Annotated in this window: 13 protein-coding genes; 6 read left to right on the top strand and 7 right to left on the bottom strand. The window is 62.9% G+C overall.

Translation table 11 applies throughout. The features are described 5' to 3' along the window. Positions 1-7: 7 nt before the first annotated feature. Positions 8-1,219 carry a tryptophan synthase subunit beta gene (gene trpB, locus KH208_RS12460; RefSeq protein WP_291436739.1) on the bottom strand — a complete coding sequence of 404 codons (1,212 nt, stop codon included), beginning with the start codon at positions 1,217-1,219 and terminating at the stop codon, positions 8-10. Positions 1,220-1,385: 166 nt separating this feature from the next. On the opposite strand from trpB, the gene KH208_RS12455 reads away from it, so the two are divergent. Beyond that, a complete protein-coding gene (locus tag KH208_RS12455; RefSeq protein ID WP_291436736.1) occupies positions 1,386-2,258 on the top strand; it encodes an FAD-dependent thymidylate synthase in 873 nt (290 codons plus the stop codon). A gap of 57 nt (positions 2,259-2,315) precedes the next feature. Here the strand turns inward: KH208_RS12455 and pap are convergent, their stop codons facing one another. Further along, a complete protein-coding gene (gene pap, locus KH208_RS12450; RefSeq protein ID WP_291436735.1) occupies positions 2,316-3,830 on the bottom strand; it encodes a polyphosphate:AMP phosphotransferase in 1,515 nt (504 codons plus the stop codon). Then, on the bottom strand, positions 3,823-5,157 hold the full coding sequence (locus KH208_RS12445; protein WP_291436733.1) for an O-antigen ligase: 1,335 nt from the start codon (positions 5,155-5,157) through the stop codon (positions 3,823-3,825). The genes pap and KH208_RS12445 overlap by 8 nt, the downstream gene beginning before the upstream one ends. Positions 5,158-5,332: 175 nt before the next feature. Between KH208_RS12445 and KH208_RS12440 the strand changes: the two genes are divergently transcribed. The 5 genes from KH208_RS12440 to KH208_RS12420 all read left to right on the top strand — a co-directional run bounded on the left by KH208_RS12440 (position 5,333) and on the right by KH208_RS12420 (position 10,205). Continuing rightward, positions 5,333-5,977, top strand: a complete 645-nt coding sequence (locus tag KH208_RS12440; protein ID WP_291436731.1) for an NYN domain-containing protein — start codon at positions 5,333-5,335, stop codon at positions 5,975-5,977. Between the two features lie 320 nt (positions 5,978-6,297). Continuing rightward, positions 6,298-7,041: a basic amino acid ABC transporter substrate-binding protein gene (locus tag KH208_RS12435; protein WP_291436729.1), complete on the top strand. Its 744-nt coding sequence runs from the start codon at positions 6,298-6,300 to the stop codon at positions 7,039-7,041. A gap of 120 nt (positions 7,042-7,161) precedes the next feature. Further along, the gene (locus KH208_RS12430; protein ID WP_291436726.1) at positions 7,162-7,965 is read left to right on the top strand and encodes an amino acid ABC transporter permease; all 804 of its coding nucleotides are present in this window, start codon (positions 7,162-7,164) and stop codon (positions 7,963-7,965) included. Next, complete coding sequence (locus KH208_RS12425; RefSeq protein WP_291436724.1) at positions 7,952-8,701, top strand: amino acid ABC transporter ATP-binding protein; 750 nt, start codon at positions 7,952-7,954, stop codon at positions 8,699-8,701. The genes KH208_RS12430 and KH208_RS12425 overlap by 14 nt, the downstream gene beginning before the upstream one ends. 391 nt (positions 8,702-9,092) lie before the next feature. After that, positions 9,093-10,205: a tRNA methyl transferase PRC-barrel domain-containing protein gene (locus KH208_RS12420; protein WP_291436722.1), complete on the top strand. Its 1,113-nt coding sequence runs from the start codon at positions 9,093-9,095 to the stop codon at positions 10,203-10,205. A 61-nt stretch (positions 10,206-10,266) separates the two neighbouring features. Here the strand turns inward: KH208_RS12420 and gcvPB are convergent, their stop codons facing one another. The 4 genes from gcvPB to gcvT all read right to left on the bottom strand — a co-directional run bounded on the left by gcvPB (position 10,267) and on the right by gcvT (position 15,054). Further along, positions 10,267-11,724: an aminomethyl-transferring glycine dehydrogenase subunit GcvPB gene (gene gcvPB, locus KH208_RS12415; RefSeq protein WP_291436720.1), complete on the bottom strand. Its 1,458-nt coding sequence runs from the start codon at positions 11,722-11,724 to the stop codon at positions 10,267-10,269. Then, positions 11,721-13,052 (bottom strand): aminomethyl-transferring glycine dehydrogenase subunit GcvPA, encoded by a 1,332-nt coding sequence (gene gcvPA, locus KH208_RS12410; protein ID WP_291436718.1) that lies wholly within the window; start codon positions 13,050-13,052, stop codon positions 11,721-11,723. Before gcvPA ends, gcvPB begins: the two co-directional genes overlap by 4 nt. Before the next feature lie 455 nt (positions 13,053-13,507). Continuing rightward, entirely contained in the window at positions 13,508-13,894 is a 387-nt protein-coding gene (gene gcvH, locus KH208_RS12405) for a glycine cleavage system protein GcvH (protein ID WP_291436716.1), read from the bottom strand. Between the two features lie 77 nt (positions 13,895-13,971). Beyond that, positions 13,972-15,054, bottom strand: a complete 1,083-nt coding sequence (gene gcvT / locus KH208_RS12400) for a glycine cleavage system aminomethyltransferase GcvT (protein WP_291436714.1) — start codon at positions 15,052-15,054, stop codon at positions 13,972-13,974. Positions 15,055-15,352: the final 298 nt, after the last annotated feature.

Raw genomic sequence — 15,352 nt, 5'->3', positions numbered from 1 at the left:
CTCCGCCTCAGGCATTCTCCTTGCGCATCAGCTCAGCCACCTGGGCCACGTCTTTGTCCCCGCGGCCAGAAAGGCTGACCAGCAACACCTTGTCCGCGGACATGGACGGGGCCATCTTGATGGCCTGGGCCAGGGCATGCGAGGACTCCAGAGCCGGAATCACGCCTTCATGCCGGGACAGCGCGAAAAAGGCGTCCAGGGCTTCCCGGTCCGTAACGCTGACATATTCCGCCCGGCCCATATCCTTGAGCTGGGCATGTTCCGGCCCCACGGAGGGATAATCCAACCCGGCGGAAATGGAATAGACTTCCCCGGCCTCGCCTTGCGCATTTTTGATCATATAGGAATTAAAGCCGTGCAGCACGCCCGGCTCGCCCAGACAAAGGGAGGCCGCATGCTCGCCGTAGGCCGTGCCGCGCCCGCCGGGCTCCACGCCCACAAGCCGCACGTCCGTGTCGTCCAGAAAACCGGCGAACAGGCCGATGGCATTGGAACCGCCGCCCACGCAGGCCAGGCAGGCGTCGGGAAGGCGGCCCAGTTCCTCCAGCATCTGGGCGCGGGCCTCGCGCCCGATGACGGACTGGAAGTGGCGCACCATATAAGGATACGGGTGCGGCCCCACTGCCGAGCCCAGCACGTAGAACATCTCCGGATCGTCAATCCACACGGCCAGAGCTTCGTCCACGGCTTCCTTGAGAGTGCGCTGGCCGCTTTTGGCGGGCAGCACGCGCGCGCCGAGCATTTCCATGCGGATCACATTCAGATGCTGGCGCTCGATATCCACTTCGCCCATGCAGATGGTGCATTCCAGCCCCATGAGCGCCGCGCCCGCCGCTGTGGCCACGCCGTGCTGCCCGGCCCCGGTTTCGGCAATGACCCGCTTTTTGCCCATGCGCCTGGCCAGCAGGCACTGCCCCAGCGTATTGTTGATCTTGTGCGCGCCCAGATGATTCAGATCCTCGCGCTTGAGCCAGATCCGGGCCCCGCCCAGCATGCGGCTGAGATTGGCGCAGTGGAACACCGGGCTCGGACGGCCCGTGTAATGGACAAACAGATATTCCAGCTCCCGCTGGAAGGAAGCGTCGTTCAAAGCCGCGTCAAAAGCTCCGGCCAGCTCGTCCAGGCGTGTCTTGACCGCCTCGGGCACGTACTGGCCGCCGTACGCACCGAAAAATCCCCGGCTGTCGGGTTTGCCGCTGGGGGCGGATTGTTGGCTCATGCTGTTCTCTCCTTACACAAAAATGGGTTCTTACTCTGTCGTTTTTGCGAAGGAGATGTCAAGAGCGGGCGATCTGCCGCGCGCCTTGCCGCTGCTCCGGCTTTTGCCTATAGTGCGGCCATCCTCCGCTCGCCGCGCGCGGGCGTACCTCAACCGGAAACAGCCCATGCTTGAAGAAAAATACACCGGCAACGGCAAGGTGCTGCTGCTCGCGGGCGGCGGCAAAATATACACGGACCTGGCGGCCCGCTTCGTGCGCAGCGAGCGGGAGCTGGAGGACATCGCGGCCTCGCCCTATTCCCGTCAGATCGTGCGGAACATTTTATCCAGCGGGCATCGCGCGGCCCTGGAATTCGACTATTTTCTCTTCGGCGTGGCGGGCTACTCGCGCGTGACCGAGGCCCAGCTGGTGCGCAAGCGTCTGGCCTCCTACCTCATCAAGTCGGGCCGGGCGGAGCTCAACGGCAAACGGCGCTTCTCCGTGGTCTATCCGCGCGAGGTGGCGGAATTTTCCGCGCCCGTAGCCCTGCCCGGCGGCGGCACGGCCACGCTCAGCGGCCGGGATCTGGCCGAGTTGACCCGCCAATGGTATGAAGCCGGGCTGGAAGCCGGACTGCCCGAGGAAAACCTGCGCTATCTGAAGCCGCAGGCCACGGAATTCAAAGCCATCATCGGCATGAACGCCCACGCCCTGCTGGACTGGTTCGCCATCCGCTGCTGCCGCAACGCCCAGCATGAAATCCGGGATCTGGCCTGGAAGATGCTGCGCCTCTGCCGCCGGGCCGCGCCCGACCTGTTTGAAGGCGCGGGCCCCAACTGCGTGCAGTTGGGGTATTGCCCGGAAAACAATTTGCAGAACGCGCGCTGCAAGGGCCGGATCATCACCAAGGACGAAGCGCTGGCCGTGCTGCGGGAGCGGGGCGCGCCAAAGATGAAAACCAGGGATATTATCGGCAACGGAAAGCTGGGGGAACTGACCTTGAGCGGCGGCATGCGGGAAGCTGCGCCCCCCAGCGACAGCGAATTCGAGGAAGAATAAACAGCAGGCCCCGATCCGGCGCCGGATCGGGGCCTGTCGTTTCTCGCTCACTTTTCCTCAGACCCGCTTGAGGGCTTTTTTCAGCGTGTCCCGATAAATGCGCAGCACATCCAGACGGGCATATTTCTTGTCCTCCGCCGGGACGATATGCCAGGGAGCCTCTTCCGTGCTGGTGCGGGCGAACATCTCTTCCGCGGCCTCCATGTAGGCCGGGAATTTTTCCCGGTTGCGCCAGTCCTCGTCCGTGATCTTGTACTGCTTCCAGGGCGTGTTTTCCCGCTCCCGGAAACGGCGCAGCTGTTCTTTCCGGGAAATGTGCAGCCAGTATTTGACCACTATATTGTGGGGTTCCCGCAATTGGGCCTCAAAATCGTTGATTTCAGTGTAAGCCCGCTTCCAGTCTGCGGACGGCGTAAGACCCTCGACCCGCTCCACCAGCACCCGGCCGTACCAGGAACGGTCGTAGACGGTCACAAAACCCGCCATGGGCACATGCCGCCAGAAACGCCAGAGATAATGGTGGGCCAGTTCCTCGTCCGTGGGCGCGCTGATGGGGATCACCCGCACGATGCGCGCATCCATGCCCGCCGTGAGCCTCCGGATGGCCCCGCCCTTGCCCGCGGCGTCCCAGCCCTCGAAGACCAGCGTGCTGGAAATGCCGTGTTTCCAGGCCTTGTAGGTCAGGGCGTAGATATCCTCCTGCAGGGCGGCCAGCTTCTTTTTATACTCGCTGTGCTCACGCGCATTGCCCAGATCCACCGCGTCCAGGGCGCTGAACGCGGCGGCATCGTCCCGCTCCGGCCCGCCGCTTCCCTCGGGGCAAACCTGCGTGGTCACAACAGGCGCATCCTGCACCAGAGTTTTACGGGCGGCCACGGCGCTGGAAAGCGCGGCGGTCAGGGCGCGGGTGACGGCCACATTGCGGAAATTGGCGTCAAAAGCGTCGATGAGCGTCCAGGGCGCATAGGCCCGATCGGTAATGGTTATGGCTTTGGCCGCCGCGCTGACCAGGGCGTCGTAATTTTCCTCGCTCTTCTTGTCATAAGGCGTGAAGCTGCGGTGGCCCTTGTGCTTCAGGCGCTGTTCCAGACGTTCCTTGTGGGCTTTTTTCCCGATATGCAGCCAGAATTTGACGATCAGGGTTCCCGACGCGGCCAGGGCGCGTTCCAGCCGTGCCCAGCGCTGCATCCGCCGGTTGAAATCGTTCTCGTCCAGCCCGCCGCAGCAGAACTTCCGGACAGGTTCGCTGTACCAGCCTCCGAAAAAAACGGCCATTTCGCCCTTGCCGGGTAACGCGCGCCAGTAGCGCCAAGCCTCGGGCCGTTTTTTCTCCTCATCGGTTTCCAGCCAGAAGGTATGGTTGCGGATGTTTTTGGCATCCATCCAGGCCGACAGCAGGTTGACCACCGCGTCCTTGCCCACGCCGTCCACGCCTTCAATAATCACCAGTGCGGGCACATCATATTCGCGCGCCTCGCGTTGCGCGGCAAACAGCCTGCCGCGCAGATCATCTTTGAGGGCGTCGTATTCCTTGGTCGAATAGGATCTGCCCAGGGATGCCGATTCAAACATTGCTTTCTCCCTTGATAGCACACGGCGGCGGATCCGAGCTCAGGACCGAACCGTTGACCGCCGCGCCGATCATGACGCCCAGGTGGCTCATGGCCAGGCCCAGCCACCAGATGCGATAAAAATCATGTCCGAAAATGCCGTTGACCAGCCAGCCGGCGAAACCGATCCAGAACCAGGCGGTCAGCCGCCAGTACAGGCTCGGGCTCTTTTCCGCGCATTCCGCCGTCAGGCGCGGGCGGATGCGTCGATACCCCCACCAGAGGAAGCCCAGCAGAAAGACCATGCCCAGGCAGAAGCCCACCAGCCCGTGAGCATAGAGCATGTCCAGGTAGAGATTATGCGGATGGCTGATGGTGATGTCGTCCTTGGCCGGGGAAAGGCTCAGGGCACGGAAGGCCGTGTTGTACTGCCCGGCCCCGGCGCCGAACCAGGGATGCTCCAGGAAAACGCGCCAGCCCAGTTCCCAAAGGCTCCAGCGCCCGTCCGAAACGACGCTTTCCGGCGTCAGGCGCTGCGGCTGGCAGAGGATGAACAAGACCAGAGCCGCCAGAGGCCAGAGCAGGATACGCCACTGCCAGCGTCGTCGGCGCAGCAGAGCCCAGAAGCCGAAGGCCGAGGCCACTGCCAGCGCGCCGCTGCGGCTGGCCGCCCCCTGGAGCAGAAAAAAGGCGGGCCAGAAAACGGCCAGACACAGAAAGACGGAACTGACGGCATCCAGCCTGCGGCGCAGGATGAACCAGAGGCCGAAGGCCGGAATCAGAGCCAGCGCGATATAATTGCCCACCGTGTAGTCGCCCAGGCTGCCGGTCAAGCGTCCGGCATTGAGTTCATAGCCCATAATGATGTCGCGGCCCGTGAGCGCCTGCCAGATGCCGTCCAGGCCCTGCCAGAAACAGGCCAGCACGCAGGCCCAGACCAGACGGCGCAGGTCTTTCTCGCCGCGCACGCACTCCATGGCGATAAAGGGCAGGATAAACCCCTTGTTGATGCCCGTGCCCGCGTGCAGCAGGGAGGAAAACGGACTCGCGGAAAAGCAGACGCCGATGACGATCATCAGCCACAGGCAATAGAACAGCGGGCGCGCGTCAAGACGGCGCAGCACACTGTTCCGCCATTCATGACGGTAATAGAGCAGCAGAAAAATAAAGCTGAACACCGGCATGACCTCGCGCATGCCGTAGCCGATGGGAAAGGAAGCCAACGAGAGCCAGAAAGACCAGAACAGACAGACAAACCAGAATTCACCCGGCCGTTCCCGGCGCATGGCGCGCCACGGTTCCAGCTTGGACGCGGCCCAAAGGGCCGGAGCCGCGAAAATCTTCGGCATCACACCTCCTCCCATGCGGCGGGGGAGCCGTCCCATGCCGTCGCCGCGCCGCACAGTTGCAGCATAGCCGCCCGGCTCGGCAAATTCAAGCCGGTGCGCCCTTGTGTTGCCGGGGCTATGGCACTAGTATGCTGTGATCTGCAGTATCCACTTTATGACTTGTTTTGAGGAGCACATGGCACGATTTACCGGTTTTGATGAAGTTTTCAGCGCGTTATATGTGGACTTTGACAATATCTATACCCGTTTTCTGGAGGCGGACCCGGAAGCCGCCCGGACCTTCGGCTCGGCGCCCTACCGCTGGGTTCGCTGGATTGAAAACCACGCCCTGCGCATCCTGTACGGCGAAGGCGTGCGCCGCCGCATTCTCAAGCGGATGTGTTATCTGAATCCGCAACGCTATCAGGAATTCCGCAATCCGTTTATCCGCAGCGCCTTTCAGGTGGTGGACTGTCCGCCGTTGACCTCGCGCGGCAAAACCAGCACGGACATCCATCTGGTTATGGACTGCATGGACGATCTCTCCCATTCCACCCATTTTGACGAATTCATCATTTTGTCCGGCGACGCGGACTTCACCCCCCTGCTGATCCGTCTGCAGGAACACGCCCGGCGCACCCTGGTGCTTTCCGTGGGCTATTCCTCACCGGCCTATACCGCCGCCGCTTCCTGGCGCATCCGCGAGGATTGGTTCCTGCAACAGGCCCTCAAGGACGACCGCGGCGATGATGACGACAGCGACCTGCCCGGCCGCGCCGCTCCGGCAGCGCCTCCGGACAATGAAGAGGAAGAGGACGGCCCTGCCCCCGGCAACCGTTGAGACTTTCGTCGGATTCCAGCGCTTGCCGCGAACATCACGGCCGCTTCGCGCCTTCCCGCCGCGGGCGGCGGATATAAGGAAGTAAACGGCGGTTGCCGGAGATTTCCCGGCAGTAAAACGGCCATGTCCCCAACCCTCGGGCGGCGGACATGGCCGTGCCGCGTTCGGACGCGTTCTCCCCGACGGCGGCTACAGGCCGGGAGCGCCCTTGACGACGGCTGCGCCCCCGGCTAAAGATGGGCATGTTCCGGCCTGTGACCGGAGGGATGTTCCGGCGCGCGGCGCGCGCCTCGTTGATTTCGCAATCTTAAGGAGGCCCTATGTTTCGCGGAGTTTCCCTTGTCCTGCTCGTGCTGACGCTTTTCTGCGGCCAGGCCCTGGCGGCGGAAAAGTACACCGTGGCCAGTGACTGCACCTGGCCGCCCATGGAAATGCTCAACGCCCAGAAACAGCCTGAAGGCTATTCCACGGATTACATCCGCGCGGTGGCCAAGGCCGCCGGTTTTGAGGTGGACGTCCGCAATATCGCCTGGGACGGCATTTTCGGCGGCGTAGCCACGGGCAAATATGACATCGTGGCCTCTTCCACGACCATCACGCCCGAGCGCCAGAAGCAGTTCGACTTCTCCGATCCCTATTATGAAGTGGTCCAGGCCGTGGTGCTGCCCGCGGGGACCAGCATCAAGAGCCTTGCCGACCTCAAGGGCAAGAAGGTGGGCGGCCAGATCGGCACCACGGGCATCTTCGTGATGCGCAAGGCCGATGTGGGCGCGGACCTCAAGGAATATGACGACGTGGGCCTGGCCATTCAGGATATGGTGGGCGGCCGCCTGGACGCGGTGATCTGCGATGACCCCGTTGCCATGTACTATGTGAACAAGAAAGCCGACTACGCCGGCAAGCTGAACCTTTCCTTCAAGACCGGCGACAAGGAATATTACGGCTTCACCGTGCGCAAGGGCCGCCAGGATCTGGTGGACAAGCTGAACAAGGGCATCAAGCAGGTCAAGGAATCCGGCCTGGAAGCCAAGCTGATTGAAAAGTGGATGGGTAAGAGCAACTAGGCGGAATCCTCGGATTTCCCGGCGGAAGCGGCGCGTTTCCGTCGTTTACCGGCTCTGACACGCGGGCGGGCGGCTTCAGCCCCCGCCCGCGTCCACCACATACTCTAAAAGGCGGCGTCCATGCCCGAACCCAACGACACTCACAGCAAGGGCAATATTGTCATGGTCACGGACGGGGCGTCCATCCCGGACCCCCGCGAATGGCGTCTGATCAACGCCTGGTCCATTGCCTTGGTGGGCGCTGTGTGCGCTCTTTTCGCGCTCTGTCTGCTCTGGCCGGAACCCTATCTGCGGATTCTGCTCTACCTGCCGGACGGCGTGGTGGTCACCTTCAAAATCACGGTCATGTCCATCTGCTGCGCCGTGCCCCTGGGCCTGCTGACCGGCCTGGGGCGCATTTCGCGCAATCGCGCCGTCAATCTTCTCGCCTCCACCTATGTGGAGGTCATTCGCGGCATCCCGCTCCTGGTTCAGCTCTTCTACATCTACTACGCGCTCTCCCGCTTTTTCCAGATCAGCGGCATCACCTCGGCGGTCATTGCCATCAGCGTCTGTTACGGCGCGTACATGGGCGAAGTTTTCCGCGCGGGCATCATGGCGATTTCCAAGGGCCAGAGCGAAGCAGCGCGCTCCCTGGGCTTCAACCGCTTCCAGACCATGTTTTATGTGGTGCTGCCCCAGGCCTGGCGCACCATTCTGCCGCCCGTGGGCAACGAGTGCATCGCCATGCTCAAGGACACCTCTCTGGTTTCGATCATGGCCGTACCCGACATCATGCAGCGCGCCCGCAGCTTTGTGGGTACCACGTATCTGTACTTCGAAACATACACGGTCATTGCCCTGATTTATCTGATCATCACCCTTGTGCTCTCCAAAGCCGTGAGCATCATGGAATCCAGGCTGAACTACTATGACGGAAAGTAACGAACACGACCCCATCATCACCATCAGCCACGTCTGGAAATATTTCGGCCACCTGCCCGCCTTGCAGGACGTGAGCCTGGATATCGCCCCCGGCGAGCGGGTGGTGATCATCGGCCCCTCCGGTTCGGGCAAATCCACCCTGCTGCGTTCCATCAACCGCCTGGAAGAGATCGACAAGGGCGAGATCATGGTGCAGGGCCAGGACATCATGAGCCGTGAGAACAACATCAATCTCATCCGGCGCAACCTGGGCATGGTCTTTCAGCAGTTCAACCTGTTTCCGCACAAGACCGTGCTCCATAACCTGACCCTGGCCCCCATAAAACTGCTCCACCTCTCCCGCGAGGAAGCCGAAGCCCGCGCTCTGGGCCTGCTCAAAAAAGTGGGCATCAGCGACAAGGCCAACGTCTACCCGGCCATGCTTTCCGGCGGGCAGCAGCAGCGTGTGGCTATCGCCCGGGCCCTGGCCATGCAGCCCGCAATCATGCTCTTTGACGAACCCACATCCGCTCTGGACCCGGAAATGGTGGGCGAAGTGCTGGACGTCATGGTCAATCTGGCCGAGGAAGGCATGACCATGATCTGCGTCACCCATGAGATGGGCTTTGCCCGCACAGTGGCCGACCGCCTGATCTTCATGGATCAGGGGCAGATCGTGGAAGCGGGCAGACCGGACACCCTGTTCACCGCGCCGCGTCATCCGAGGCTCAGGCAGTTTCTGAACCAGATTCTGTAGGAGCTGTTTCTAAATTGTTTTTTTTACCTTTCAGCTTCGTCAAACGTCGCTTTTCACTCCGGTCGAATACCACTGCGCTGCTGTCCTTCGCCGCAACGGCTGAGGCAAGAGTATCCTCCCGTCGTCAAAAGCTCGTTTTTCTCGCTGGAAAGGCAAAACTCCCTCATTTAGGGCATTTCAACCTTGAAAATGTTGAAATGCCCTGGCGGCCGCGAGAGCGGACGCCCGCGCCGGAAGCCAAGGCGGGACCACCTTCCCGCCGCGCTTCAGCCGTTGCTGCTGGGCGGCTTATGGATGACGACAGCAACGATAGGTTGAGGACAGCGTCAGCTTTGAACTTGGCACAATTTCAAAGCGAATCCGCTCTAGAAACAGCCCCCGGAGGCTGTCCGTGCGCATTGCCGTAGCCGTGAGCGGCGGCGTGGACAGCCTCTGCGCCCTGCTGCTCCTGCGCCGGGCCGGGCACGACGTGCTGGCCCTGCACGGCTTCTTCCTGCCCGAACAACCACAGCCCCCGCCCGGCGGCGCCTGTGATCCACTGCCGGGCCTTGAAGCCGCCTGCCGCGCCCTGGACCTCCCCCTGCACACAATGGATCTGCGCGCCGTTTTTCAGCGCGAGGTCATGACCCCCTTTGCCAAGTCCTATGCCGAAGGACGCACGCCCAATCCCTGCGCGCACTGCAACCGGGCCGTCAAATTCGGGGCCCTGCTGGACGCGGCCCTGTCTCTGGGCGCGGACAAGCTGGCTACCGGCCATTACGCCCGCCTGTTGTCGGGCCGCCAAGGGGAGAAGGACGCGCCGCCGTTTCTGGCCGCCGCGCACGACAGGGCCAAAGATCAGAGTTATTTTCTCAGCCTGGTGCCCGCCGCGCGCCTGCGCTACGCCCTCTTTCCCCTGGCGGACCAAGACAAGGCCCGAAGCGTGGCCCTGGTGGCCGCCGCAGGCCTGGCCGTGCCCCTGCCCCGTGAAAGCCAGGACATCTGTTTCGTGCCGGAAAGCGATGCCGCCTACCGCCCTTTTCTGGCGGCGCAGTGGCGGGCCCAGGGCCTGGAGCCCCCCGGAGAGGGCCCGCTACTGCTGGCCTCAGAATCCGGCGGCGCGGCGGGCGACCTGCGCGAAATCGGACGGCATCAGGGCCTCTGGCGCTACACCGAGGGCCAGCGCAAGGGCCTGGGCATCGCCCACAGCGAGTCCCTTTATGTGCTGCGCAAGGACAGGACAAACAATGCCCTGATCGTGGGGCCGCGCGCCCTGCTGGGCATGCGCGCCTGCCTGACCGGCCCGGCCAACATTCTTGTGCCGCCGGAACATTGGCCCGAAGATGTGCTGGCCCGTCTGCGCCACCGCCAGCGGGCCGTCCCGGCCCATGCGGCCCTGGTCGGCGACCGCTTGCGGATTACCTTGGAAGCGCCCCAGCTTCCCAGCGCGCCGGGCCAGGTGGCGGCCCTTTACGACGCCGGGGGCCGGGTGTTGGCCGGGGGCGTTGTGGAAGAAATCAGGTAAACAGGAAAAGGCCGGAGTTTGCTCCGGCCTTTTGCAACAACGGGAATATGTGAAGACGGACTTACCGGCCCTGTTCCATATCCTCGGTGAGTACCATCCGGCGCGCGGCCGTGGTTTCATCCAGGCGGCGCACCGGCAGCCCGACAGGCGCGTCCGCCAGACTCTGCGGATCGGCCTTGCCCTGGGCGATGATCTCGTGCAGGGCGTCCACATACGCGTCCAGGGTTTCCTTGCTCTCGGTTTCCGTGGGCTCGGCCATCAGGCATTCCTTGACGATCAGCGGGAAGTAGATGGTCGGCGCATGGAAACCCCGGTCCAGCAGGGCCTTGGCAATGTCCAGGGCGCGGGTGCCTTCGGGCGCGGAGGCCACAAACTCATGGGCGCAGAGCCGGTCGGCAAAGGGCACGTCCAGCACGTCTTCCAGGCGTTTTTTAAGATAGTTGGCATTGAGCACCGCGTATTCCGAAGCACGGGTCAGGCCTTCGCCGCCCAGGCGCAGCATGTAGGCCAAGGCTTTTACCACAACGCCGAAACTGCCGTAGAACGGCCCCATGTAGCCGATGGACCGGGGCAGATTGTAATCAAGGTAATAGCTGCCGTCCTCGCGCAGGGCCACGCGCGGCGCGGGCAGGAAGGGCAGCAGGCGTTCGCCCACGCCCACCGGACCGGCGCCGGGGCCGCCGCCGCCGTGCGGGGTGCCCAGGGTCTTGTGCACATTGAGGTGCACCACGTCAAAGCCCACGTCGCCCACGCGCATCTTGCCCATGATGGCGTTCATATTGGCGCCGTCGTAATAGAGCAGCGCGTCCACCTTGCGCAATTCTTCCACGATGCGCGGCAGGTACAGCTCCATGAGGCCCAGCGTGTTGGGGCAGGTCATCATCAGACCGGCCACGTCCTCGCCGTGTTCGGCAATGGCCGCGGCCAAGGCGTCCGGGTCCACCATGCCGTCGCGGGACTCGATGTTCACGGTCTCAAAACCGGCCAACGCGGCGGAAGCCGGATTGGTGCCGTGGGCCGCGTCCGGAATGAGCATCTTTTTGCGATTGCGGCCCTTGGCCTTATGGTAGGCGGCGATGAGCTTGACGCCCGTGAATTCGCCGTTGGCCCCGGCCATGGGCTGGAAGGTGAAGGCCTTCATGCCCGTGAGCTCGCACAGCCAGCGCTCGGCCTCATAGAGGCATTGCAGCGCGCCCTGCGTGCAGGCCGCCCCGCGCGAGAGCTGGGCCAGCAGCGGATGCAGGCGGCTGAAGCCGGGCAGCGCGGCCACGTATTCGGTGAACTTGGGATTGTACTTCATGGTGCAGGAGCCAAGGGGATAGAAATTGGCGTCCACACTGTAGTTGAGTTTGGAAAGCCCGGTGAAGTGCCGCACCACGTCCAGCTCCGAACATTCGGGCAGGCGCGGCGGATCTTTGCGCAGCAGACCGGCGGGCAGCATCTGCGCCGCTTTGGGCGCGTCGGAATCTATCTCCCAGGCGCGACGGCCGGGCACGGATTTGGCGAAAATGGTTTTCACAGCAGACCTCCCACGGTTTCGGCCAGAAAGCCGATCTGGCGGCGGCTGTTGAGCTCGGTGCAGGCCAGCAGCAGCACGTTTTCCATGCCCGGATAGTAGCGGCCCACGGGATAGCCCGGCACGCAGCCGTGGCTGGTGAGCGTGTCCACCAGGGTTTCGGCGGGCATGGGCAGACGCAGGGCCACTTCATTGCCGAAGGGCGCGTCGTTGAGCAACTCCACGCCCTTGAGGGCCGTGAGCCGCTCCACGGCATAGCGGGCCAGCGCCATGTTGTTTTCCGCCAGGCGGGTCAGGCCTTCCGGTCCCAGCAGGCTCATGTGGATCAGGGCGCGCAGGGCGCAGAGAGCCTGGTTGGAGCAGATGTTGGATGTGGCCTTGGCGCGGCGGATATGCTGCTCGCGGGCCTGGAGGGTCAGCACATAGCCGGTTTTGCCGTCCAGATCCGTGGTGCGGCCCGCGATGCGGCCGGGGAACTGGCGGATGTGCTCCTTGCGGCAGGTCATGACGCCCAGATAGGGACCGCCGAAGGACAACGGCTGGCCCAGGCTCTGGGCCTCGGCCACGGCCACGTCGGCCCCCATTTCGCCGGGGGTTTTGAGCACGGCCTGCATGACCGGATACACGGAGATGATGCCGAAGGTCTTGTGCGCGCGGGCCTTGGCGAAAAGCTCCGTATAGTCGGCCACCGCGCCGAAAAAGTTGGGATTCTGCACCAGCACGGCCGCGCAGTTGTCGTCCACGGCGGCCAGCAGCGCGTCCATGTCGCTCACGCCGTCGCGCTGGCGCACGGTCTTCAGTTCCAGGTCCAGGCTGGACATGTAGGTGCCGAGCATGACCCGCCAGATGGGATTCACGGCCTCGTCCACCACCAGCACGCGCCGCCGGGTGGCGCGCACGGCCATCATGGCCGCTTCGAACAGGGCCGTGCCGCCGTCGTAGACCGAGGCGTTGGCGCAGTCCATATCCAGCAGGCGGCTGATGGCCGTCTGGAATTCAAAAATGGCCTGGAGTGTGCCCTGGGAGCATTCCGCCTGGTACGGCGTGTAAGCGGTATAGAATTCGCTGCGTCCGGCCAGGGCGTCCACGGCCTTGGGAATCTGGTGGGCATAGTAGCCCGCGCCCAGGAAGGAGATCATTTCCGGGCGGTTTTTGGCGGCCAGGTCCTCAAAATAGGCGCAGACCGAGGCTTCGCCCTGCCCCTTGGGCAATTTGAAGCTTTTGGGCCGCATGTCCTGCGGAATGTCGGCGAAAAGGTCATCCAAGGTACGCACGCCGACCACGGAGAGCATTTCCCGGAGGTCGTCCGGCGTGTGGGGAATATAGGGCATGTTTACTCCTTTTTGAACCTGCCTTGCGGCTTGCCCTGCAACGTTGCGCGTCTTTTGCAAACAGTTTTTTACAAAACCTATCCAAAGGAACCGCTGGTCAATCAAAATGACATCAGCGCTTCCTTAAAAACAGCCCCGGAGCATTTCAAAGGAATCTGCTCAAGGGAAGCGCTGAGTAATGAAAATTTTTGTTCTCTGCCAAGGGCGGCGAACTGCGGGCGGAGGGAGTATATGTAAACCCGACCTTCGCACGGAGTGAGCCGGACGCGGGCAGAGGGCAAAAAGACCATTGATCAGCAGGTTCCCGAGAGCTGTTTCTAAATCAGGGAGTTTTGCCTTTCCAGCGAGAAAAACGAGCCTTTTACGACGGGAGTATACCCTCATGGTATTCGGCCGGAGTGAAAAGCGACGTTTGACGAAGCCGGCAGGCAAAAGAACCAATTTAGAAACAGCTCCTAGTGAGCCTCTGTTGCGCAAAAAGCCTCATACGCCGCCGCGTCCATCAGTCCCTCGGGCTTGCCGGACAGCTTCACGCGCACCAGCCAGCCCTCGCCGTAAGGATCGCTGTTGCATTTTTCCGGGGCATCCTCCAGAACGGCATTCACCTCGGTCACTTCGCCGCTCACCGGCGAGACCAGGTCGCTGGCGGCCTTGACCGATTCCACGGAACCGAATTCCTTGTCCACGGCCAGGGCGTCGCCCGCCTGCGGCAGTTCCACATAGGTGATGTCGCCGAGGGATTCCTGGGCGAAATGGGTGATGCCGATGACGGCTTCGCCGCCTTCCAGGCGGGCCCATTCATGACTTTTACTGTAGAGAAGATCGGCGGGAGCGTTGGACATGGTGTTTCCCCTTTACACTGCATAACATGTGTTGGTTTTGTGAAATCAAAAGCCTTGCGCGGGCAAAGGCTCCGCGCCTACTGCAATTTTTTGCGGGCCGTGCCTTCTTTGTAGAAAGGCAGATCCGCGCGGCGGGCCGCCAGCTCGCTACGGGCCGTGCGGACCACGAAATCCGCATGTTCGGCCTGAGCCGCGTCCACCCAGGCAAAAGCGATGACGCAGCCCAGCGAGGGCGCAAAGGAACCGCTGGTCACCCGGCCCACTTCCGGGCCGCCGGGCAGAGCCAGAACGTCGCCGTGCCGCGCGGAACGGCGGCCTTCAATACGCAGAGGCACCAGCACCTCGCGCACGCGCTGCGCGCCTTCCTTGCCCACATAGTCGGCCGTGCTGGTCAGCATGCGGCCCATGCCCGCCTCGGCCGGAGAGTGTTTGTCGTCCAGATCGTGCCCGTAGAGGGGCAACCCGGCCTCCAGGCGCAAAGTGTCGCGCGCGCCAAGGCCCACGGGTTTGACCCGTTCATCCTTGAGCAGGGCCGTCCAGAAGGCCTCGGCCTTGTCCCAGGGCAGATAAAGCTCAAAACCCAGTTCGCCGGTGTAGCCCGTGCGGCTGACCAGCAGAGGCGCGCCGTCAAAGGTCGTTTCCCGGAAGCCGAAATAGGGCAGGTCATGAAAATTCTCGTTGAGCGCGGCTTCCAGCACATCCACGGACTCCGGCCCCTGCAGGTCGACCTTGGCCGTGACGGCGGAAAGGTCGGTGAGGGCCACGCTCTGGGGCAGGCGCTCGCGCAGGGCCGCAAAGTCCCCGGCGGCGCAGGCCGCGTTGACCACGATCATGAAGGCGTCCGGGCCGAAGCGGTAGATGATGCAGTCGTCCAGCACGCCGCCCTCGGCATTGAGCAGAAAGCCGTAACGGCATTTGCCCGGCGCGAGGGTAGCCAGATTGTGGCTCGCCGCGCGGGACAGCGCCTCATCCGCGCCCGGCCCTTCAATGCGGAATTCGCCCATATGACAGATGTCGAAAAGACCGGCATGCTGACGGGTGTGCTGATGCTCGATCAGAATGCCCTCATACTGGATGGGCATAAGCCAACCGGCGAAGGGCGCCATTTTGGCCCCGTGGGCCTCATGCCAGGAAGTGAGCGGCGTACGCAGTTCCGACATGGATTCTCCTTTGCTGCAGTGTCTTCAACGCGGCCGTAAGCGGCCGGAGCCCGTCGGGCAGCCTGTGATGGGCGCGTGTACGTTAGCATGTCCGGAGGCAGGGCACAAGAAGTCCGTCCTGGCGCGTCAGGGCAGACGCATCTAATTCCAGCCTTTGTAGACCTCTTATTTGCCGTGATAATCCGTCAAAACCAGCCTGTTATGCGCTGGCTGCGTCATCTGGCGCTTTTTGCTGCTCACGTACTTGAGTACGCTGCGCGCAAAAAGCGCCATTTTCCTTGCCCGCGCGCAAAAATCT

Source organism: Desulfovibrio sp. (assembly GCF_018379785.1).
In the GTDB taxonomy this organism is placed as follows: Bacteria; Desulfobacterota; Desulfovibrionia; order Desulfovibrionales; family Desulfovibrionaceae; genus Desulfovibrio.
This window is presented reverse-complemented; position numbering and strand designations above follow the sequence as displayed.